Here is a 20,143-nt window from a genome sequence, read left to right on the forward strand (position 1 = left end):
CCTGTTGTTTCCGGAAACTCAGGTTTCATCCTGTTGCGTGCGTGCCGCCTGGCGGGCAGCACGCCAGTTTAAAAGCGGTGTCACCGTGATACCGTGCAGCACCACGCTGCATACTACAATGGTCAGGGCCATATCCACCATCTGCTGCGCTTCTGCGCCCTGCAGGCCGTGCACCCAGGCAAAAGCGATATAGTTGATACTGCCAATTCCGCGAATGCCGAGCCAGCCAATCAGCAGCCGGCGCGCGCGCGGCATTTCACAGCGCCAGGTGGTGAGCCAGACCGCCAGCGGCCGCACCACGACAAACAGCAGCAGCGCCAGGCCAATGCCCATCGGATTCCAGTGGTGCGCCAGCGTAATGCCCAGCACAACCATCAGCGCGGCGGCCAGCAGACGCTCTACCGTATCGCCAAATGAGAGCGCATCGCCAATAACCAGACCCACGGACTTAACCATACCGCCGCCGCTCTGCCGCACGCGCTGGTTAGGATTCACCATGACTTCGGCCGGCAGATGTCGTTTCTCCTCCGGCAGATCTTCCAGCGGAAAGCAGCGCGTGACGCGCAGTTCAGCGCGCCGCAGGCCGACGCCTGCGGCAAAGGTTGCCAGAAAGCCGGAGGCATCCAGCGCCTGCGAGGCAGCATAGCTGAACGCAATAAGCGCCAGCGCAAGAAAATCGTTTGGCGCCACATCGTCGTGCGCGCTGCGCAGTCGCGCTGCGAGCTGGCCGATAACGCGCCCCAGCAGATAGCCAATTGCAATACCACCGCCAATAGACCAGAGCACATCCAGCGTTGCCCACTCCCCCAGACTGGCGAGATCAAAGCCTTCCTGGCGCATCAGCAGCAGCGCCAGGATCAGCAGCGGCAGCGCCGAGCCATCGTTCATCCCCGCCTCGCTGGAGAGCGCAACGCGCAGCGCATCATCATCGCGCGCATCGTTGACTGAAATCAGGCTGGCCAGCACCGGATCGGTTGGCGCAACGATGGCACCAAACGCCAGCGATAGCGGCCAGTTAAAGCCAGTGATCCAGTGCACCAGGCACGCCATGCCGCCTACCGTCAGCAGCATTGCCGGAAACGCCAGCCGCAGTCCGACCCGCCATGCGTGCGCTTTCAGCGGCAGGCGCAGCTTCAGACCGGTGATAAACAGCGACGCGGCCATAGTGATTTCAGTGATATGCGCCACCAGCTCAGAGTGGCCAACAATATCGATACGCAGCAGATCCAGCACCCAGGGACCGCAGATAATCCCGGCGATAAGATAGAGGCCAAATGAGGTCACCGGTCCGCGATGGATCCAGCCGGAGGCCAGTGACATGATCAGTAACAGACCGCCGACAACGGCGGTCCAGGCAAGAAAATTCATAACGCTTCGCTTTTCAAAAACATAACTCCCTTAAGCCTGGCACAGGATTGAAGATTAGTGTCTGAGATGCGCACTGCTCAGGCGCACCAGCAGCGCCAGCAGCGCCGCCGCCGTTGCCAGCGTGACCACGCCGTTCCAGCCAAAATGCGCCAGCGCCAGGCTGCCGAGGGCCGCGCCGGCGGCCATGCCGACAAATATCACGGTAAACATCAGGGCATTCAGGCGGCTGCGCGCCTCAGGTGCCAGGCTGTAGACCAGCGTCTGATGCGCCACCAGCGTCGCCTGCACCCCCAGATCAAACCCCACCGTACTCAGGATAATCACGCCCGGCTGCGCCGGCAGCGGCAGCAGCGGCAGCAGAAACATCAGCGCGAATGACACCATTACCAGCGCAGAGCCATACTGTGTCACCCGCGCCGGACCGATGCGATCGGCTACGCCGCCGGCCAGAGGGGCAGCCAGCGCCCCTGCCGCGCCCGCCAGGCCAAACGCACCCGCAATGGCACTGTCGAAGTGAAAGCGCTCGCTCAGCATCAGCGCCAGCGTTGACCAGAAGGCGCTGAATCCCACGGATAGCAGTCCCTGTGCCAGCGCGGCGCGGCGCAGCGTCTGATGCTGACGCCACAGCTGCGCCAGCGACAGCAGCAGGCGCGGATAGCTGACGGTGGTACCGGGAGTGAAGCGCGGCAGCACGCGCCAGAGCGCCAGCGTCATCAGCAGCATGGCACCCGCAGCGATAAAATAGAGCGTACGCCAGCCGGCATACTCCGCCACCAGGCCGCTTATCACGCGCGACAGCAGAATGCCCGCCAGCAGCCCGGTCATTACCACGCCAACCGTCTTGCCCCGGCGATGCTCCGGGGCCAGCACGGCAGAGGCGGGCACAATATCCTGCGCCACGGTAGCGGTCAGCCCGGTGACAAAGCTGGCGATCAGCAGCGCGCCCATCCCGCCGGCAAAGCCACACAGCAGCAGCGAGGCCACCAGCAGTAGCCCCTTAATCAGAATAATGGTCCGCCGGTCGTGGCGATCGCCCTGCGGGGCCAGCAGCAGGATCCCCAGCGCATAGCCCGCCTGCGTCAGCATCGGCACCATACCGGTGCTGCTGATGCCGGTATTAAACGTTTTACTGATGATATCCAGCATGGGCTGACTGTAGTAGATAGAGGCGACGCTCAGGCCGGCACCGGCGGCAAGCGTAAACAGCAGCGGAGCGGGAAGCGTTTCTGCGCGGCGGGCAGATGACGATAAAACAGACATAGGCGGCTCTCCTGAAAAGTTACGCCTATTAAAGCGCGCGGCAGCCATACGCGGTAGAGTGTGACAAGACACAACCGTTATGCGTGGTACGTATGAACAACCTGACCAGCACCGATCGTATTGCCCTGATGCAGACCTTTATCCGTATCGTTGAGAGTGGATCCCTCTCCGCCGCCGCGCGGCAGCTTAATACCACTCAGCCTACCGTCAGTCGCCGGCTGCAGGCGCTGGAGCACTATCTCGGCCTGAAGCTGATACTGCGCACCACCCATGCGCTCAAGCTGACCGATGACGGGGAGCGCTGCTATACGCAGGCGCGCCAGCTGCTGGCAACGTGGTATGCGCTGGAGGATGAGCTGACCGGCTCGCATGACGAACCGGCGGGCACGCTGCGGGTGCGCGCACCGCACGCTTTCGGGCAGGATCAGCTGATTACGCCGCTGGTGGCCTGGCTGGAGCGCTATCCGCGTCTGAATGTAGAGTGGATGCTTAACGATCGCACGCCGGACTTTATCAGTGAAAACGTGGACTGTGCGATTCAGGTTGGTGCACCGGACGATCCGGGCATTGTCGCCGTGCTGCTGGCGGAAGTGCCGCGTATTGTGGTGGCGGCGCCGGCGCTGCTGGCCGCCCATCCGCCCGTGACGCAGGCAGAAGAACTGACACAGCTGCCGTGGCTGGCGCTGACCAGCTTTTATCGCAACGAGATTGCGCTGCAGCGCGTCAGCGATAGCGCAATGCTGAACCTGGCGATCGCGCCGCGGCTCGCCAGCGACAGCCTCTATGCGGTACGTAAGGCCGCGCTGGCCGGAATGGGCGCGGCGCTGGTTTCATCGTGGGTGGTACAGGACGATCTGGAGAGCGGCGCGCTGGTGCAGCTGCTGCCGGCGTGGCAGGCGCCGCCGCTGCCGGTCTGGCTGACCTATCCGTGGGCCAGCTACTATCCGGCAAGGCTGCGCCATTTTTTTACGCTGATTAAAATGGTCATGCCGCAGCTGCTGGGCACCCGCCCCCCGGCACGCTGAGCAGATCAGCCAGCGTGCTTTTTCTCCATTTTTGACATGTTATCCAGCCAGCCCATAACAAACGCGGAGAGCACAAAGGTCAGATGGATGATCACGTACCACATCAGCTTGTCATTGGCGACGTTGCGCGCATCCATAAAGATGCGCAGCAGATGGATAGAGGAGATCGCCACAATGGAGGCGGCGACTTTATTCTTAAGCGAGCCGGAGTCCATTTTTCCCAGCCAGCTCAGCTTCTCTTTGTGTTCGGCGATATCGAGTTTCGAGACAAAGTTTTCATAGCCGGAGAGCATCACCATCACCAGCAGCCCTCCGACCAGCGTCATGTCAACCAGCGACAGCAGCAGCAGGATCAGATCGTTTTCCGCAATGCTGAGAATGTTCGGCAGCAGATGGAAAATTTCCTGAAAAAATTTAACGGTCAGCGCCAGCAGGCCCAGCGAAAGTCCAATGTAAACCGGTGCCAGCAGCCAGCGGGATGAATACATCAGGTTTTCGGTAAAACGTTCCATAAGTTTCCATAAGTTAGCAGTGAAGCTGCCGAGTATACCCGAACTTGTGTGAAGTTATTTAAGTGCGGCCTCGGAAATTTCCGGCAGTGCCGGGAGCGGGAGCGACAGGCGAAACTCAGCGCCGCCGCTGGCACGGTTTTCCGCCCAGATGCGTCCGCGATGCGCTTCAGTGATGGTCTTGCTGATCGCCAGCCCCAGCCCGACCCCCGGTACGGCAGACTCTTTATCACCCCGGGCAAACTTTTCAAAAATCTGCGTCAGGCTGTCGTCCGCGATGCCCGGCCCGCTGTCCCAGACGCCAATCTCCAGCCGGCTGCCGTCGCGCCAGGCGCGAATACCGTGCTGCGCCGCGTTACCGGCATACTTCAGGCTGTTCTCAATCAGATTGGAAAATACCCGCTCCAGCATTGCGCTGTCGCCTTTAATCAGTACCAGCTCTGACGGCAGCGCCAGCTCAAACGCGTGGCCTTTAAGCATCGGCCCCATGCTGCGCAGCGCGCCATCGATCACCTCATCCAGCGCCACCCACTCTTCGCGCAGCTGCAGGCCGCCGGACTGAATGCGCGCCATATCCAGCATATTGCTGACCAGACGAATCGTGCTCAGCGTCTGCTCACGGATCTGGCCAGCCTGCGCGACAAACGGCGACTGCGCATGCGCCAGATCGAGCATCAGCATCTCCGCCTGCCCAAACAGTACCGTCAGCGGCGTGCGTAAATCGTGTGACAGTGCCGATAGCAGCGCATTGCGCAGCTGCTCCCGCTCTGCTGCCAGGCGCGAGGCTGCCTCGCTCTGCGTCAGCGCCATGCGCTCCAGCGCGTTGGCGATCAGCACGGTAAACGTCTCCACCAGCCGCTGCTGCTCCGGGATCATTAGCTGGCGCAGATTCTCCGGCTCCACCACCAGCAGACCCCGGCACTGCTGGCCGCTCTTCAGCGGAACAATCTGGTAGGGCACGGCCGGCAGCGTATCGGTGCCGGCGCCGGCAGGCTGACCTTTGCTGTAGCTCCATTTTGCGATCCCGGCATCGGGCGGCGTGCCGCGTAAGTCCGGCCCGGTTGCCTGCAGCTCCCCCTGCTCATCGGGCAGCAGCAGCTGACTGCGCGCCTGTAGCGTCACCTCAATCACCCGCTGTGCAGTAGCGGCAATATCCTGCGGCGTCAGCGCACTGCCGAGCGATTTCGCCATTTCATAGAGGTAGCGGGCGCGCTGCTCGCGATAGCGCGCCACCCTGGCCTGGTAGCGCACCCCGGCGGTGAGATTCCCCACAATCACGCCGACCGCCAGCATCACGCCAAAGGTGACCAGATACTGCAGGTCAGAGACGGCAACGGTGCCGGTGGGCGCGACAAACATCAGATCAAACGCGACGATATTGATCACGGTGGCAAACACCGAGGGCCAGCGCCCGTAGCGCAGCGCCACCAGCACGACTGACAGCAGATAGATCATGACGGCGTTGGCGCTGTCGAACTCTGCAAGCAGGCCGCGTCCGATAAACGTCACCGCGAGACAGAGCAGCAGCGCCATGATGCAGCCGCGCAGCCGCAGCCGCCACTTATCGCTGCTGGCCGGTTTGCTGCTGGCCGCATGCAGTGCCGGGCGCAGCGGCTCATCCAGCGCCACAACCAGCAGATCGAGATCCGGCCCCAGCTCGCCGAGACGCTGGGCGAAGCTGTCGCGGCGGAAGCGCCGGTGCGGCTGGCGCCCGGCGACAATTTTGCCCAGATTATGCTCGCGTGCGTAGCGCAGCACCGCGCGTACTTCATCAGGATCGGCGAGCGTGGCCGTTTCCGCGCCCAGCTCCTGCGCCAGCTGCAGCGTCCGTAAGATCGCCCGTCGCTGCGCCTCCGGCAGGCGATGCAGGCGCGGGGTTTCCACATAAACAGCGTGCCAGACGCTGCCGAGCCGCGCGGCCAGACGTGCGGCGGTTCGCACCAGCTTTTCACTGCCGGTATCATCACCAATACAGAGCAGAATCGCATCCCGCGTATGCCAGACGCGATCGCGTCCCTGCTGGTCACGCCAGGCGCGCATCTGATCGTCCACGCGATCGGCGGTGCGGCGCAGCGCCAGTTCACGCAGCGCAAACAGATTGCCTTTGCGGAAAAAGTTTTCAATCGCGCGCTCGGCCCGGTCGCCGACGTAGACTTTGCCCTCTTTCAGCCGCTGACGCAGATCGTCCGGCGGCAGGTCCACCAGCACCACCTCATCCGCGCTGTCAAAAAAGGGGTCGGGCACGGTTTCGCGCACCTGAATTCCGGTGATACCGGCCACTACGTCATTCAGGCTTTCGAGGTGCTGCACGTTAACCGTAGTGATGACATCAATGCCGGCATCAAGCAGCTCGTCAATATCCTGCCAGCGTTTGGGATGGCGCGCGCCCTGAACGTTGGTATGCGCCAGCTCATCCATCAGGATCACCGCCGGATGACGCGCCAGCGCCGCATCCAGATCGAACTCCGTATGGTGCGAGCGACCGGTGGCACGACGCGGCAGCAGCGTCAGGCCATGCAGCAGCGCGGCGGTTTCTGCGCGATTGTGGGTTTCCACGATACCAGCCAGCACATCCAGCCCCTGCGCGCGCAGCCGCTGTGCCTCCTGCAGCATCGCAAAGGTTTTACCCACGCCGGCACAGGCACCAAAATAGATTTTCAGCTTGCCGCGGTGGCTGTCGCTGTGGCTGAGCAGCAGCGCATCGGGGTCCGGACGGGGCTGTTCGTCATTCATGTCGTTCAAATAGTGAGTTCCGTACGATCGGTGAAACGGTCGCCATACGTGGCGTTACGCGGTGGTCCGCACATTGAAACGGTCGCCATAAATGGCGTTACGCCGTGTTCCGCGCATCAAAACGGCCGCCATACGTGGCGTTACGCGGTGATCCGCACATTCAAATGGTCGCCATAAATGGCGTTACGCTGTGTTCCGCGCATCGAAACGGTCGCCATAAATGGCGACCCTACAACGTAGGGGGCGCATTTATGCGCACCGGATGCACCTCATCACTGCAAATCATTCAGCGCCATATTGAGCCGCAGCACGCGCATCAAAACGGTCGCCATACGTGGCGTTACGCGGTGATCCGCACATTGAAACGGTCGCCATACGTGGCGTTACGCCGTGTTCCGCGCATCAAAACGGTCGCCATAAATGGCGACCCTACAACGTAGGGGGCGCATTTATGCGCACCGGATGCGCCTCATCCCTGCAAATCATCCAGCGCCATATTGAGCCGCAGCACGTGCATCAAAACGGTCGCCATACGTGGCGTTACGCTGTGATCCGCACATCGAAACGGTCGCCATAAATGGCGTTACGCCGTGTTCCGCGCATCGAAACGGTCGCCATAAATGGCGACCCTACGTTGCAGGGGGGCGCATTTATGCGCACCGGATGCACCTCATCCCTGCAAATTATCCAGCGCCATATTGAGCCGCAGCACGCGCATCAAAACGGCCGCCATAAATGGCGTTACGCTGCGATCCGCACATTCAAATGGTCGCCATAAATGGCGTTACGCTGCGATCCGCGCATTGAAACGGTCGCCATAAATGGCGACCCTACGTTGTAGGGGGCGCATTTATGCGCACCGGATGCACCTCAGCCCTGCAAATCATCCAGCGCCATATTGAGCCGCAGCACGCGCATCAAAACGGCCGCCATACGTGGCGTTACGCTATGATCCGCACATCCAAATGGTCGCCATAAATGGCGTTACGCCGTGTTCCGCGCATCGAAACGGTCGCCATAAATGGCGACCCTACGTTGCAGGGGGCGCATTTATGCGCACCGGATGCACCTCATCCCTGCAAATTATCCAGCGCGATATTGAGCCGCAGCACGTTTACCGTCTCTTCACCGATAAACGGCAGCAGCGGACGCACGGTGTTGCGCGCAATCAGCGCCTCAACGTCTTTCAGCGTCATGTTGCGCGCTGCCGCAATGCGCGGCGCCTGCCAGCGCGCTGCCGCAGGTGAGATATCGGGGTCGAGCCCGCTGCCTGAAGCGGTGACCAGCTCAACCGGCACTGCCGCCGGCGCCTGCGGATTCGCCGCCCGCAGCGCGGCCACGCGTGCGGCGACGGCGCTGTCCAGCGCCGGGTTACTCCCGGCCAGGTTGCTGCCGCCGGAGGCCTGTGCGTTATAAGGCCGCTCCGCCGTGGCCGATGGCCGACCCTGAAAATAGCCAGGCTGAGTGAACAGTTGCCCAATCAGCGCCGAGCCGCGCACGCTGCCCGCCTGCCCCAGCAGCGAACCGCTCGCCTGCTGCGGAAACCACCACTGTGCCAGCCCGGTGGCCAGCAGCGGATAGAGAGCACCGGTAAACAGCATCAGCACTATAAACAATACAACAGCCGGACGTAACTGACTCATCTCTCTTCTCCTTAGACCAGGCCTGACAGCGTGAGCAGCAGGTCAATCGCTTTAATACCGATAAAAGGCACCACCAGCCCGCCCGCACCGTAAATCCACAGATTGCGCCGCAGCAGCGCTGCCGCGCTCACCGGCCGGTAGCTCACCCCTTTCAGCGCCAGCGGAATAAGAAACACAATTACCAGTGCGTTGAAGATCACCGCCGACAGGATCGCCGAGGCGGGAGAGTGCAGCGCCATGATATTAAGCATGCTGAGCTGCGGGTAGGTCACGGCAAACGCCGCCGGAATGATGGCAAAATATTTCGCCACGTCGTTGGCGATGCTGAAGGTGGTCAGCGACCCCCGCGTCATCAGCATCTGTTTACCAATATGCACCACCTCCAGCAGCTTGGTTGGATTTGAGTCGAGATCGACCATGTTCCCCGCCTCTTTCGCCGCCTGGGTGCCGGAATTCATCGCCACCGCGACATCCGCCTGCGCCAGCGCAGGCGCATCGTTGGTGCCGTCGCCGGTCATCGCGACCAGCCGGCCTTCTGACTGATACTGACGGATCAGCGCCAGCTTAGCCTCCGGTGTCGCCTCTGACAGAAAGTCATCCACGCCCGCCTCCGCGGCGATAGCCGCTGCGGTCAGCGGGTTGTCGCCGGTGATCATCACGGTTTTAATGCCCATCCGGCGCAGTTCAGCAAAACGCTCTTTGATGCCGCCTTTGACAATATCTTTCAGCGCCACCACGCCCAGAACCTGCGCGCCTTCCGCCACCACCAGCGGCGTGCCGCCCGCGCGCGCGACCTCCTCAACCCGGGCGTTGACCTCCGCCGGAAAGCGTCCATTGCCGGCGTCGATATAGCGGCGTACGGCGTCCACGGCGCCTTTGCGGATCAGCCGATCCTGTACGTTCACGCCGCTCATGCGGGTCTGAGCGGAAAAAGGGATAAAGCTGGCGCCCATTGCGCTGAGATCGCGTTCGCGCAGGTTAAACCGCTGCTTCGCCAGCACCACAATACTGCGTCCTTCCGGTGTTTCATCTGCCAGTGACGCGAGCTGTGCCGCATCCGCCAGCTGCTCTTCGCTGACGCCCGGCGCGGGCAGAAACTGCGTCGCCTGGCGATTGCCAAGCGTGATGGTGCCGGTTTTATCCAGCAGCAGCACGTCAACGTCCCCTGCCGCCTCCACCGCGCGTCCGCTGGTGGCGATTACGTTTGCTCCCAGCATGCGGCTCATGCCCGCCACGCCAATGGCCGACAGCAGGCCACCAATCGTGGTGGGAATGAGGCAGACCAGCAGCGCCACCAGCACCGTAACGCTCACCGGCGTACCGCCGTACGCGGAAAATGGCCACAGCGTGGCGGTCGCCAGCAGAAATACGATGGTCAGTGAAACCAGCAGAATGGTCAGCGCGACCTCATTCGGGGTTTTACGACGTTTTGCGCCCTCCACCATGGCGATCATCCGATCGAGAAAGGTTTCACCCGGATTGACGCTGCACCGGATCACCAGCCAGTCAGAGAGAATGCGCGTGCCGCCGGTAACAGAAGCAAAATCGCCGCCGGACTCGCGTATCACCGGCGCCGATTCGCCGGTAATGGCGCTCTCATCCACCGACGCGCCGCCCTCCAGTACATCGCCGTCGCACGGGATCACATCGCCCGCCTCAACCAGGACCACGTCACCTCTGCGCAGCGTATCCGCAGAGACTGGCTGCCATGCAGCACCATAGTGCGGCGCCGCAAGCTTCTTCGCCTCGCTGGTTTTCTTAATGCCTTTCAGGCTGTTGGCCTGTGCCTTGCTGCGCCCTTCCGCCAGCGCTTCCGCAAAGCTGGCGAACAGCACGGTTATCCAGAGCCAGAAAGCAATGGCACCGGTAAAGCCGGCGCTGCCGCTCAGCCAGCCCGCCAGCATGCCACCGGCCAGCAGCGACGTCAGCACGCTGCCCAGCCATACCAGAAACATCACCGGGTTGCGAAACTGCACGCGCGGATCGAGTTTTTTTACCGCATCCAGCAGCGCGGTGCGGGTCAGCTGCGCATCAAACAGCGCCAGTTGTTGACGACTCATGATTGCGTTATTCCTGAATCAGTTGCAGATGTTCCGCGACCGGCCCAAGCGCCAGTGCGGGAATAAAGGTCAGCGCACCCACCAGCAGCACGGTGCCTGTAAGCAGGCCGATAAACAGCGGGCCGTGCGTCGGCAGCGTACCGTTACCCGCGGGCTGAACGTTTTTCGCCGCCAGCGATCCGGCAATCGCCATCACCGGAATAATGATGCCGAAGCGGCCAGCCAGCATGCAGACGCCGAGCAGCAGGTTCCAGAACGGCGTGCTGGCGCTGAGTCCGGCAAAAGCGCTGCCGTTGTTATTTGCCGCAGATGAGACCGCATAGAGTATTTCGCTGAATCCGTGAATGCCGGGGTTGGCCATCGCCGCGCGACCGGCATCGGTCATCAGCGCCAGTGCGGTACCCAGCAGCACCAGCGCGGGCGTGACCAGAATCGCCAGCGCGGTCATTTTCATCTCCCATACGTCGATTTTTTTACCGCGATACTCCGGCGTGCGTCCGATCATCAGCCCGGCGATAAACACCGCCAGCAGAACGAACAGCAGCATGCCGTACAGTCCTGCGCCCACGCCGCCGAATACCACTTCGCCCAGCTGCATCAGCCACATCGGCACCATGCCGCCCAGCGCGGTAAAGGAGTCATGCATCGCATTGACCGCGCCGCAGGAGGCTGCCGTAGTGACCACCGCGAACAGGGCCGAGTTGAGTATGCCGAAGCGCGTCTCCTTGCCCTCCATGTTAAGCGCGCTGTCAGCGCCCAGCGCCAGGAAATGCGGGTTGCCCCGTACCTCTGCCCACATCACCGCTGAGGCCGCGAGGACAAACAGAATGCTCATGCTCCACAGCAGCATATGGCCCTGGCGGCGATCGTTCAGGTGCTGCCCGAACGTAAAGCAGAGCGCCGCCGGGATCAGGAAAATGCTCAGCATCTGAACAAAGTTGGTCAGGGCGGTCGGATTCTCAAACGGGTGGGCAGAGTTCGCGTTAAAGAACCCGCCGCCGTTGGTGCCGAGCATCTTGATAGCTTCCTGTGAGGCTACCGGACCGAGCGGCAGCGTCTGCTGTGCGCCCTCCAGCGTGGTGAGGGTGTGATACGCCGCAAAGCTCTGGATGGTGCCCTGGCTGACATAAAACAGCGCAATCACCAGACTGAGCGGCAGCAGGACGTAGAGCGTGATGCGCGTCAGGTCACGCCAGGCGTTGCCGAGTGTCGCCAGCGAACGGTTAGCAAACCCGCGCATCAGGGCAAACGCCACGGCGATACCGGTTGCCGCAGAGAGAAAGTTTTGTACCGTCAGCCCCGCCATCTGGCTGAAGTAGCTCAGGCTGCTCTCACCGCCATACGCCTGCCAGTTGGTATTGGTGACAAAGCTTACCGCGGTGTTAAACGCCAGATCCCAGCTCAGGCCCGGCATCTGCTGCGGATTAAGCGGCAGCGTCCCCTGCAGCATCAGTATCGCCAGCAGCACCACGAAGCCCACGGCGTTAAACAGCAGCAGCGCCAGCAGATAGTGCTGCCAGCGCATCGCCGTTGCGCCGTTGCCCGTCAGCTGCCACAGCAGATGCTCGGTGCGCGGCAGCAGCGGTTTATCCGCCACCAGCCGCGCCAGAAACCGACCCAGCGGCTGCGCCAGCGCCATCAGCACCAGCAGAAACAGCGCGATCAGTAAGAATGCATTCGCCGCCATCAGAATGCCTCCGCATTAAGCAGGGCATAAACCAGATAGCCCAGCAACAAAATCAGCAGCACAATGCCCGCTATTACGCCCACGCTCACAGCAACCTCCGGAGTAGTCAGTAGTGCGACAAGCATGCGCGGCGCAGCATAAAGAAGAGATAAAAAGGCGGAGGGCGGGCGTAAAGAAAGTATAAATATGGCGTAAAGTTAAGCGCTTTCCAGCGCCCAGACGCGGTTAAGATCGATGTTCTGCCACAGCGAACCCTCTTCAGCACCGGTAATGCTGTCGGTACAGAAGCTGTCGCCTAAATCGACAATTTCTGGTTTGACTTCGCGCCGGGCATGCAGCGACCAGAAGACGTGCAGTTTAGGCTTCAGCAGCGATTTTTCGCCCGCCTGCACCACCAGCGCGACCCGCCCCGACGCCAGACGCACCAGCGATCCGACCGGATAGATGCCAATCGACCGTACAAAACTGTGCAGCAGCGCAGGATCGAAATGGCCGCGCCAGCTCAGCATGTTGTGCATCGCTTCTGCAGGCGTCCAGCCTTTACGGTAGGGACGATGTGAGGTGAGTGCGTCATAGACATCGCAGACGGAGGCCATGCGGGCATAGAGCGTGATCTCCTCGCCGCGCAGGCCGTGCGGATAGCCGCTGCCGTCAAATTTTTCGTGATGGTGCAGCGCCACATCCAGCAGATCGTAGCCGGCGTCCGCTTCCATCAGCATCTGCGCGCCAACAATCGGGTGTTCACGCATGACCGCGAACTCATCGTCGCTCAGCTTGCCCGGTTTATTGAGGATCGCCAGCGGCACCGCCGCTTTGCCGACGTCGTGCAGCAGGCCAGCCATGCCTGCGCGACGCAGCTGGTCGGCCTCCAGGCCCAGTTTCTTACCGAGCGAGATCATCAGCCCGCACACCGCCATGGAGTGCAGATAGGTGTAGTCATCGTGATTTTTCAGGCGCGCCACGCTAAGCAGCGCTGAAGGCTCACGCGCAATCGATCCCGCTATCTGATCAACCAGATCGAGCGTGAAGCTGAGATCGAGGCGCTGCCCCATACGGGCCTCATTAAACATCGCCAGCACGCGCGGCTTGCCCTGGGCGAAAATCTGCTGCGCCTGATCCAGCTCGCGGAAAAAGGCACTCTCCGCAACCGGCGCTCTGACGGGCTGGCTGCGCGGGATCGGCACCGACTTATCAAGATCGATCCAGACCTGGCGGATCCCTTCACTGCGGATCATGGCGATCTGGCGGCGATCGGTGATCAGCATAAGGTTGCGAATGCGCCGATCTTTCAGCCACCAGACCTCAAGTTTGTGGATAAACATGCCCTCTTGCAGTTCGTCCACGGAAATCAGCTTTATCACACATACTCTCCTGACTCGCTGTGGATGGTCAGGAGGGGTATCGGCAGCTGATCAAAAAATCTTCAGAGGCGTTTTGTGCGGCTGTGAGCCCGCCGGTAAAGCGCACATTTTCCCGCTGGTGCCCTTTACCGGTGGCGGTGAACAGACTACCGGCTCAGAGCACCTTCGCCCTGCTCACGGTGCGGCGTGCGCGTCTGGCTCGCAGGCGTCTGGCTCTCTGCGCGCTGAATCGGTCCCATTACCAGCAGAAACAGCAGGGCCGCGATAATACAGTGCGCGCCAACAAACAGCAGGCCGACGCTGTAGCTGCCGGTCAGGCCAACGATAATGCCAAACAGCAGCGGCGTAATGAAGCCAGCCATATTACCGATACCGTTGAAGATAGCACCCGCCAGCCCCACCGCCTCTTTTGGCGCGGTGTCGCTGACAATGGTCCAGGTGCCCGCCCCCGCCGCCACGCCCTTGCCGAAGAACGCGAAAGACATGATAGCGATAATACCGGCGTTGCTCGGGATCACCGCGGCCAGCGTCAGCGAAGCCGCCATCACCATACCGGCGATAAACGGCCCCTTACGCGCCCAGGAGAGGCTCCAGCCGCGCGCCAGCAGCTTGTCAGAGAGAAAACCGCCGCTGATGCCGCCAAGAAATCCAAACAGCGCCGGCGCAATGGTGGCAAAACCGGCATCCATGATATTCATGCCGCGCGCCTGAACCAGATAGATAGGGAACCAGGTAATGAAGAAGTAGCTGAGTGCAATCGTGCAGTACTGCCCCAGATAGGCGCACCACAGCATGCGGCTGCTGAGCAGGAGTTTAAACATGCGTTTATCGACCGGAGGACGGGCTTTCAGCGTCTCTGCGGCGTCGATATCCACCAGCGCACCGCCCTGCTCAATATACTCCAGCTCGCTTTGTGTCACGCGCGGATGCTGACGCGGCGTGTGCATCCACGCCATCCAGCCAAACACGGCCAGAATGCCGATGGTGCCCAGTACAAAGAACGGCCACTCCCAGCCAAACCGCATGACCAGCCAGCCTGAGATGGGCGAAAAAATGGCGACGGCAAAATATTGCGCCGAAGCAAACAGCGATGAGGCACGGCCGCGTTCGGCTCCGGGAAACCACATAATGACCGCGCGGGCGTTAGCGGGAAAGCTTGGTGCTTCGATCAGCCCCAGCGCAAAACGCAGCGCGAACATCAGCGTCAGCGTCATGGTGACGCCGGTGGAGAACTCACCGACAAAGCCCATCAGCAGCGTGGAGACCGACCAGAGCACCAGCGTCGCGCCATAAACTTTTTTGGTGCCGAAGCGGTCGAGCAGCAGGCCGCCGGGGATCTGACCAATCACGTAAGCCCAGCTGAAAGCGGAGAGGATCAGGCCAAGCTGGATCGCCGAAAGGCCAAACTCCTCTTTGATCGCGGAACCAGAGATCGACAGGATCGAACGGTCAGCATAGGCCACCACCGACAGAAACAGGATCAGGCACAGGATCCAGAGGCGCACACGGCTGGTTTCACTGCGGGTTTGACGTTGCAACATAGGCTCAGTTCCTTGAAAGGGGAAGCGTCCTGTCGCGATGCGACAGGGATCAGCAATACCGCGCAATCTTTACTGTTCAGCAACTATAGAAAGCGGGCTGGTGCGCGGTCATTGTGCGGTTGCAGGGATCGGCAGGTTAAAAACGCCCGCGCTTTCAGCGTTTGGCACAATGCAGCGTGCTGTGCCGCACAGATTGCCGATCTTTCTCCGGTGACCGCCGCAGAGTGTGCGCCAGGCGAAAGAAAAGGCGGCTGGCGCTGGCTATGTGGGAGCCGATCTGTGCTCCCGGCAGCAAAACGCGCACCGGCAGATTGTCAGGCTGATGCGTCGATCGTAGTCTCAAATGGTTATAAATGGTCATTTTTATCGATAATGGAATTTTTGTTCCACACCCTCTTCTCTTATGCTCTGGAGTACGTGATGAAAACAGTAAAAGCGGTGCTGCTGGTGGGATTGCTTTCGGTTTCTGCGTCGTCGCTGGCGGATAAAATCGGCGTGTCGATGGCCTACTTTGATCAGAACTTTTTAACCATTATCCGCCAGTCGATCGATAAAGAGGCGAAAGCGCGCGGGCTGGCGGTGCAGTTTGAAGATGCACGCGGCGATGTCGGCCGCCAGACCGATCAGGTACAGAGTTTTATCGGCGCAGGTGTGGATGCCATCATTGTCGATCCGGTGGACTCGGCCAGCACGCCGCAGCTGACCCGTCTGGCGCAGCAGGCAAAGATTCCGCTGGTGTATGTAAACCGTACGCCGGGCGACAAAACGCTGCCGCCGGGAGTGGTGTTTGTGGGCTCGGATGAGCGTGAGTCAGGCACGCTGCAGATGGAAGCGCTGGCTAAAATGGCTAATTACAAAGGCAATGTGGCGATTATGATCGGCAATCTCACTGATGCCGGCGCCCTGCAGCGTACGAAAGACGTGGAGCAGGTGGTAGCGAAATATCCCGGCATGAAAGTGGTGCAGAAACAGCCGGCTAATTATGCGCGCAACGAAGGCATGGATTTAATGCTTAACTGGCTTGGCAACGGCGAGGCGATTGATATTGTCGCGGCGAACAACGATGAGATGGCGATTGGCGCGGCCATGGCGCTGGCAAAAAGCAACAAAAAGCTGCTGATTGGCGGCATTGACGCCACGCCGGATGGTCTGCAGGCGCTGGCGCAGGATAAAATTCAGGTCACCGTATTTCAGGACGCCATCGGCCAGGGCAAAACGTCCGTTGAGGTCGCGCAAAAGCTGATTGCCGGTGAGAAAGTCGCTTCTCACGTCTGGATCCCGTTCGAACTGGTTACCAAAGAGAATATGCAGAACTATGTGAAAAAGAGCCAGTAGCCCCGCCTGAGAACGCAGCAGAGCCGCACGGTGCGGCGGCTCTGCTGTCAGCTCTTATTTTCGCGCGCTTCAGAAAGCGCGCGCAGCGTCACTGACGGTCGCGCAGTTTCGCCATCACCACAATATCGTGATAGTCGCCATCGCGCAGGCACGCTTTGCGCTTTACGCCCTCATGCTCAAAGCCCAGACGCGTATAGAGGCGCAGCGCGCGCGCGTTGTCATGAAACGCTTCCAGCTCCACGCGGATAATCCCCATCCAGTTAAAGGCGTAGTCGAGCCCGGTGCGGATTAGCTGCTCGCCGATGCCGCGTCCGGCAAACGCCGGATCAACGCTGATGCCAAAGCTCAGGCTGTGGCGGGTGCGCAGCCGCTGTTCGGTAAACAGCGTCAGTTCGCCCACCAGCTGCCCATCGAGCTCAGCGACAAACGCGATATAGCCCTCAGCGTCCATGCGCTCAAATTTTTTCTCCCACGTCGCCACGCTGGGAAAGGGCAGCTGCGTGGTCCAGCGATATACCTCTGGCTGACTGTAGAGACGCTGGTAAGCCGCGGCGTCACGCGGTTCGCGGCCGCGAATCTTTATCTCCATATCCGTGATCTCCGTCTGATTGCACTAAGCTGTTAACTCTGACCTACCGGAAAGAGTGACCCTATGTTGTTTCGCCGTTTCGAACGTTTTATCAATATTTTTCAGGATGCACCAACGGATTCTCCCCCCGCCACCCTCGGCGCGTTCTATCGCTACTATCTGCGTCAGGTATGGCCAGGTTTCGCCGCGCTGCTGGTGGTGGGCCTGGCGCAGGCGCTGATTGAAGTGGCGCTGTTCAGCTATCTCAGCCGTATTATCGACCTCGTCAACCATGCCACGCCCGCAACGCTGTTCAGTGAACACTGGCCGGTGCTGCTCTGGATGGCGGCGGTGGCGCTGATCCTGCGGCCGGTGGTGATCGCCCTGCACGACCTGCTGGTTCACCAGAGCATCAACCCCGGCATGACCAGCATGATCCGCTGGCAGCATCATAACTATGTGCTGCGCCAGAGCCTGAACTTCTTTCAGAACGATTTTGCCGGCCGCATCGCCCAGCGCATCATGCAGACCGGCAACGCGCTGCGCGATTCGGCGGTACAGCTGGTGGACGCCATCTGGCATGTGGTGATTTACGCCGGTACCTCGCTGGTGCTATTTGCAGAAGCGGACTGGCGGCTGATGATCCCGCTGGTGATCTGGCTGATCGCTTACAGCCTGTCACTGCGCTTTTTTGTCCCGCGCGTGAAGCAGCGGTCGGTGGTCTCTTCAGAGGCGCGATCGCGCCTGATGGGCACCATTGTGGATGGTTACACCAACATTGCCACCATCAAGCTGTTTGCGCATACCGATCTGGAGAAGCGCTACGCGCGCGAGGCGATTCAGGATCAGACCGATAAAACCCGCCACGCCAGCCGCATGGTGACCAGCATGGACATCACGCTCTCCACGCTGAATGGCCTGCTGATTGTCAGCACCTCCGGGCTGGCGCTGTGGCTCTGGAGTCAGTCGCTGATCAGCGTTGGCGCCATTGCGCTGGCGACCGGGCTGGTGATCCGGCTGGTGAATATGTCAGGCTGGATCATGTGGGTGGTGAACGGTATTTTTGAAAATATCGGCATGGTGCAGGATGGGCTGGGCACTATTGCGCAGCCGCTCAGCGTCCAGGATGCGCCGGCGGCACCACCGCTGCGGGTGACGCGCGGCCAGATCCGCTTTGAAGATGTGCGCTTTGATTATGGCACTCACCGTCAGGTGATTAACCGGCTGAACCTGACGATTAAACCGGGTGAAAAAATCGGCCTGATTGGCCCTTCCGGTGCCGGTAAATCCACGCTGGTGAATCTGCTGCTGCGTCTGTATGACCTCAACGGCGGCCGCATTACAATTGACGATCAAAATATTGCGGATGTAACGCAGGCGAGCCTGCGCGGGCAGATTGGTATGATCACGCAGGATACTTCACTGCTGCACCGTTCCATTCGCGACAATCTGCTCTATGGTCGTCCCGACGCCACGGAAGCGGAGCTGCAGGCGGCCATCACGCAGGCGCGTGCCGATGAGTTTATCCCGCTGCTCTCTGATTCTCAGGGACGTACCGGGCTGGAAGCGCACGTCGGCGAGCGCGGCGTCAAGCTCTCTGGCGGTCAGCGACAGCGTATCGCTATCGCCCGCGTGCTGCTCAAGGATGCGCCGATTCTGATTATGGATGAAGCTACCTCGGCGCTGGACTCTGAGGTGGAAGCGGCCATTCAAGAGAGTCTGGAGAGCCTGATGCAGGGCAAAACGGTGATCGCCATCGCCCATCGCCTCTCGACCATCGCGAAGATGGATCGGCTGGTGGTGCTGGAGCAGGGTGAGATCGTGGAGATGGGCAATCACCACGAGCTGCTGACGCAGAACGGCCTCTATGCCCGCCTGTGGCAGCATCAGACCGGCGGCTTTGTCGGCACCGATTAATCGCCGCGCCGGAACGGCAGGGCTGCGCGCGCTTCATCGGCCCAGTCGTGCACTCCTGCCCGTTCCTGCTGCAGAAAATCTTCCACCGCCGCGCGCAGTCCCGGATGCGCCAGATAGTGCCACGAGTGCGTTATCACCGGCTCAAACCCGCGCACCAGTTTGTGCTCACCCTGCGCTCCCGCATCAAAGCGCTGCAGCCCTTCTGCGATAGCAAACTCCATGCCCTGATAAAAACAGGTCTCAAAGTGCAGGCGGTCAAACTCTGCCAGACAGCCCCAGTAGCGGCCATAAAGCGTGGTGCTGTCGCACAGGTAAAAGGCCATCGCGGCAGGCCGCTCATCCAGCGTGGCGATAACCACGCGAATCGCCTGCGGCATACGCTCTGCCAGCAGACTGAAAAACGCGCGCGTCAGATAAGGACGCTGGCCGCGTACCGCATAGGTGCTGACGTAGCAGGTGTAGACAAAATCCCACTGATCCTCCCGCAGTTCATCACCGCGATACCAGCTAAAGACAAAGCCGCTCTGCTGCACCAGCTCCCGCTCTTTGCGCAGCTGCTTGCGTTTACGCGACATCAGCGTATCAAGAAAGTCGGCAAAGTCACGGTAGTGACGGTTATGCCAGTGATACTGCAGGCCGAGGCGCATCAGCCAGTCGGACTGCTCTGCGATCAGTGCATTGGCGGACGGTGTGGTGAAGTTGATATGCGCGCCGCTTATCTGCCGCGCCAGCAGCGCGTCCGGCAGCGCGGCCAGCAGCTGACTGATGGCGGACGCTTCGCCCAGCAGACGCTGCCCCGTCACCGGGCTGAACGGAACGGCACCGAGCCATTTGGGGTAGTATCGGATCCCCGCGCGCTGGCACGCCTCGGCCCAGGCCTGATCGAAGACATATTCTCCGCGCGAGTGGGATTTAACATAGCCCGGCAGCGCGGCGACGGTTTTGCCCTGCTCCCGCCAGAGCAGGTGTGCCGGCTGCCAGCCCGTTTCAGCGCGCACGCTGCCGCTCTCCTCAAGGGTAGTCAGAAAGGCGTGGCGTAAAAAGGGCTGATCGTCAGGCAGCAGCGCGTCCCATTCAGCAGCCGCGATCTCCGTCAGTGATGATAGAAAATGCAGTGACATGCAGCTCTCCCGGCC

The 20,143-nt window shown here is 60.9% G+C and carries 15 protein-coding genes; 3 read left to right on the forward strand and 12 right to left on the reverse strand.

Annotated elements, in window-relative coordinates:
• Window positions 1-18 precede the first annotated feature (18 nt).
• Entirely contained in the window at window positions 19-1,368 is a 1,350-nt protein-coding gene (locus AC2CF9_RS14735) for a cation:proton antiporter (RefSeq protein WP_484557328.1), read from the reverse strand.
• Between the two features lie 54 nt (window positions 1,369-1,422).
• Window positions 1,423-2,628 (reverse strand): MFS transporter, encoded by a 1,206-nt coding sequence (locus AC2CF9_RS14740; RefSeq protein ID WP_484557329.1) that lies wholly within the window; start codon window positions 2,626-2,628, stop codon window positions 1,423-1,425.
• A gap of 92 nt (window positions 2,629-2,720) precedes the next feature.
• Here AC2CF9_RS14740 and AC2CF9_RS14745 point away from each other — a divergent pair, with 92 nt between their 5' ends.
• Window positions 2,721-3,653 (forward strand): LysR family transcriptional regulator, encoded by a 933-nt coding sequence (locus AC2CF9_RS14745; protein WP_150018435.1) that lies wholly within the window; start codon window positions 2,721-2,723, stop codon window positions 3,651-3,653.
• A 5-nt stretch (window positions 3,654-3,658) separates the two neighbouring features.
• On the opposite strand, the gene AC2CF9_RS14750 is transcribed toward AC2CF9_RS14745, so the two are convergent.
• The 8 genes from AC2CF9_RS14750 to AC2CF9_RS14785 form a co-directional block, all read right to left on the reverse strand.
• Window positions 3,659-4,165 (reverse strand): TIGR00645 family protein, encoded by a 507-nt coding sequence (locus tag AC2CF9_RS14750; protein WP_039381043.1) that lies wholly within the window; start codon window positions 4,163-4,165, stop codon window positions 3,659-3,661.
• Window positions 4,166-4,219: 54 nt separating this feature from the next.
• Window positions 4,220-6,895: a two-component system sensor histidine kinase KdpD gene (gene kdpD / locus AC2CF9_RS14755; protein ID WP_484557350.1), complete on the reverse strand. Its 2,676-nt coding sequence runs from the start codon at window positions 6,893-6,895 to the stop codon at window positions 4,220-4,222.
• A 1,070-nt stretch (window positions 6,896-7,965) separates the two neighbouring features.
• Complete coding sequence (kdpC, locus tag AC2CF9_RS14760; RefSeq protein ID WP_484557330.1) at window positions 7,966-8,538, reverse strand: potassium-transporting ATPase subunit KdpC; 573 nt, start codon at window positions 8,536-8,538, stop codon at window positions 7,966-7,968.
• A gap of 11 nt (window positions 8,539-8,549) precedes the next feature.
• The gene (gene kdpB, locus AC2CF9_RS14765; RefSeq protein ID WP_484557331.1) at window positions 8,550-10,598 is read right to left on the reverse strand and encodes a potassium-transporting ATPase subunit KdpB; all 2,049 of its coding nucleotides are present in this window, start codon (window positions 10,596-10,598) and stop codon (window positions 8,550-8,552) included.
• Window positions 10,599-10,605: 7 nt separating this feature from the next.
• Window positions 10,606-12,285 (reverse strand): potassium-transporting ATPase subunit KdpA, encoded by a 1,680-nt coding sequence (kdpA, locus tag AC2CF9_RS14770; protein ID WP_484557332.1) that lies wholly within the window; start codon window positions 12,283-12,285, stop codon window positions 10,606-10,608.
• Window positions 12,285-12,374 (reverse strand): K(+)-transporting ATPase subunit F, encoded by a 90-nt coding sequence (gene kdpF, locus AC2CF9_RS14775; protein ID WP_071669265.1) that lies wholly within the window; start codon window positions 12,372-12,374, stop codon window positions 12,285-12,287. The genes kdpA and kdpF overlap by 1 nt, the downstream gene beginning before the upstream one ends.
• 108 nt (window positions 12,375-12,482) lie before the next feature.
• Window positions 12,483-13,646 carry an HD-GYP domain-containing protein gene (locus tag AC2CF9_RS14780; RefSeq protein WP_150018677.1) on the reverse strand — a complete coding sequence of 388 codons (1,164 nt, stop codon included), beginning with the start codon at window positions 13,644-13,646 and terminating at the stop codon, window positions 12,483-12,485.
• 146 nt (window positions 13,647-13,792) lie between these two features.
• Entirely contained in the window at window positions 13,793-15,187 is a 1,395-nt protein-coding gene (locus AC2CF9_RS14785) for an MFS transporter (protein ID WP_484557333.1), read from the reverse strand.
• Between the two features lie 420 nt (window positions 15,188-15,607).
• On the opposite strand from AC2CF9_RS14785, the gene AC2CF9_RS14790 reads away from it, so the two are divergent.
• On the forward strand, window positions 15,608-16,522 hold the full coding sequence (locus tag AC2CF9_RS14790; protein ID WP_484557334.1) for a sugar ABC transporter substrate-binding protein: 915 nt from the start codon (window positions 15,608-15,610) through the stop codon (window positions 16,520-16,522).
• A gap of 88 nt (window positions 16,523-16,610) precedes the next feature.
• Here the strand turns inward: AC2CF9_RS14790 and AC2CF9_RS14795 are convergent, their stop codons facing one another.
• Window positions 16,611-17,111: a GNAT family N-acetyltransferase gene (locus AC2CF9_RS14795; protein WP_039381066.1), complete on the reverse strand. Its 501-nt coding sequence runs from the start codon at window positions 17,109-17,111 to the stop codon at window positions 16,611-16,613.
• A gap of 63 nt (window positions 17,112-17,174) precedes the next feature.
• Here AC2CF9_RS14795 and AC2CF9_RS14800 point away from each other — a divergent pair, with 63 nt between their 5' ends.
• Window positions 17,175-19,007 (forward strand): ABC transporter ATP-binding protein, encoded by a 1,833-nt coding sequence (locus tag AC2CF9_RS14800; protein WP_150018679.1) that lies wholly within the window; start codon window positions 17,175-17,177, stop codon window positions 19,005-19,007.
• Here AC2CF9_RS14800 and AC2CF9_RS14805 read toward each other — a convergent pair.
• Window positions 19,004-20,128 carry a GNAT family N-acetyltransferase gene (locus AC2CF9_RS14805; protein WP_484557335.1) on the reverse strand — a complete coding sequence of 375 codons (1,125 nt, stop codon included), beginning with the start codon at window positions 20,126-20,128 and terminating at the stop codon, window positions 19,004-19,006. The genes AC2CF9_RS14800 and AC2CF9_RS14805 overlap by 4 nt on opposite strands.
• Between the last annotated feature and the right edge of the window lie 15 nt (window positions 20,129-20,143).

This window comes from Pantoea sp. SYBGC1, assembly GCF_057197005.1.

Coding starts and splice junctions, on each gene's coding strand:
- AC2CF9_RS14735 (WP_484557328.1), bottom strand. CDS start 1,368: ATGAATTTTCTTGCCTGGACCGCCGTTGTCGGCGGTCTGTTACTGATC.
- AC2CF9_RS14740 (WP_484557329.1), bottom strand. CDS start 2,628: ATGTCTGTTTTATCGTCATCTGCCCGCCGCGCAGAAACGCTTCCCGCT.
- AC2CF9_RS14745 (WP_150018435.1), top strand. CDS start 2,721: ATGAACAACCTGACCAGCACCGATCGTATTGCCCTGATGCAGACCTTT.
- AC2CF9_RS14750 (WP_039381043.1), bottom strand. CDS start 4,165: ATGGAACGTTTTACCGAAAACCTGATGTATTCATCCCGCTGGCTGCTG.
- kdpD (WP_484557350.1), bottom strand. CDS start 6,895: ATGAATGACGAACAGCCCCGTCCGGACCCCGATGCGCTGCTGCTCAGC.
- kdpC (WP_484557330.1), bottom strand. CDS start 8,538: ATGAGTCAGTTACGTCCGGCTGTTGTATTGTTTATAGTGCTGATGCTG.
- kdpB (WP_484557331.1), bottom strand. CDS start 10,598: ATGAGTCGTCAACAACTGGCGCTGTTTGATGCGCAGCTGACCCGCACC.
- kdpA (WP_484557332.1), bottom strand. CDS start 12,285: ATGGCGGCGAATGCATTCTTACTGATCGCGCTGTTTCTGCTGGTGCTG.
- AC2CF9_RS14785 (WP_484557333.1), bottom strand. CDS start 15,187: ATGTTGCAACGTCAAACCCGCAGTGAAACCAGCCGTGTGCGCCTCTGG.
- AC2CF9_RS14790 (WP_484557334.1), top strand. CDS start 15,608: ATGAAAACAGTAAAAGCGGTGCTGCTGGTGGGATTGCTTTCGGTTTCT.
- AC2CF9_RS14795 (WP_039381066.1), bottom strand. CDS start 17,111: ATGGAGATAAAGATTCGCGGCCGCGAACCGCGTGACGCCGCGGCTTAC.
- AC2CF9_RS14800 (WP_150018679.1), top strand. CDS start 17,175: ATGTTGTTTCGCCGTTTCGAACGTTTTATCAATATTTTTCAGGATGCA.
- AC2CF9_RS14805 (WP_484557335.1), bottom strand. CDS start 20,128: ATGTCACTGCATTTTCTATCATCACTGACGGAGATCGCGGCTGCTGAA.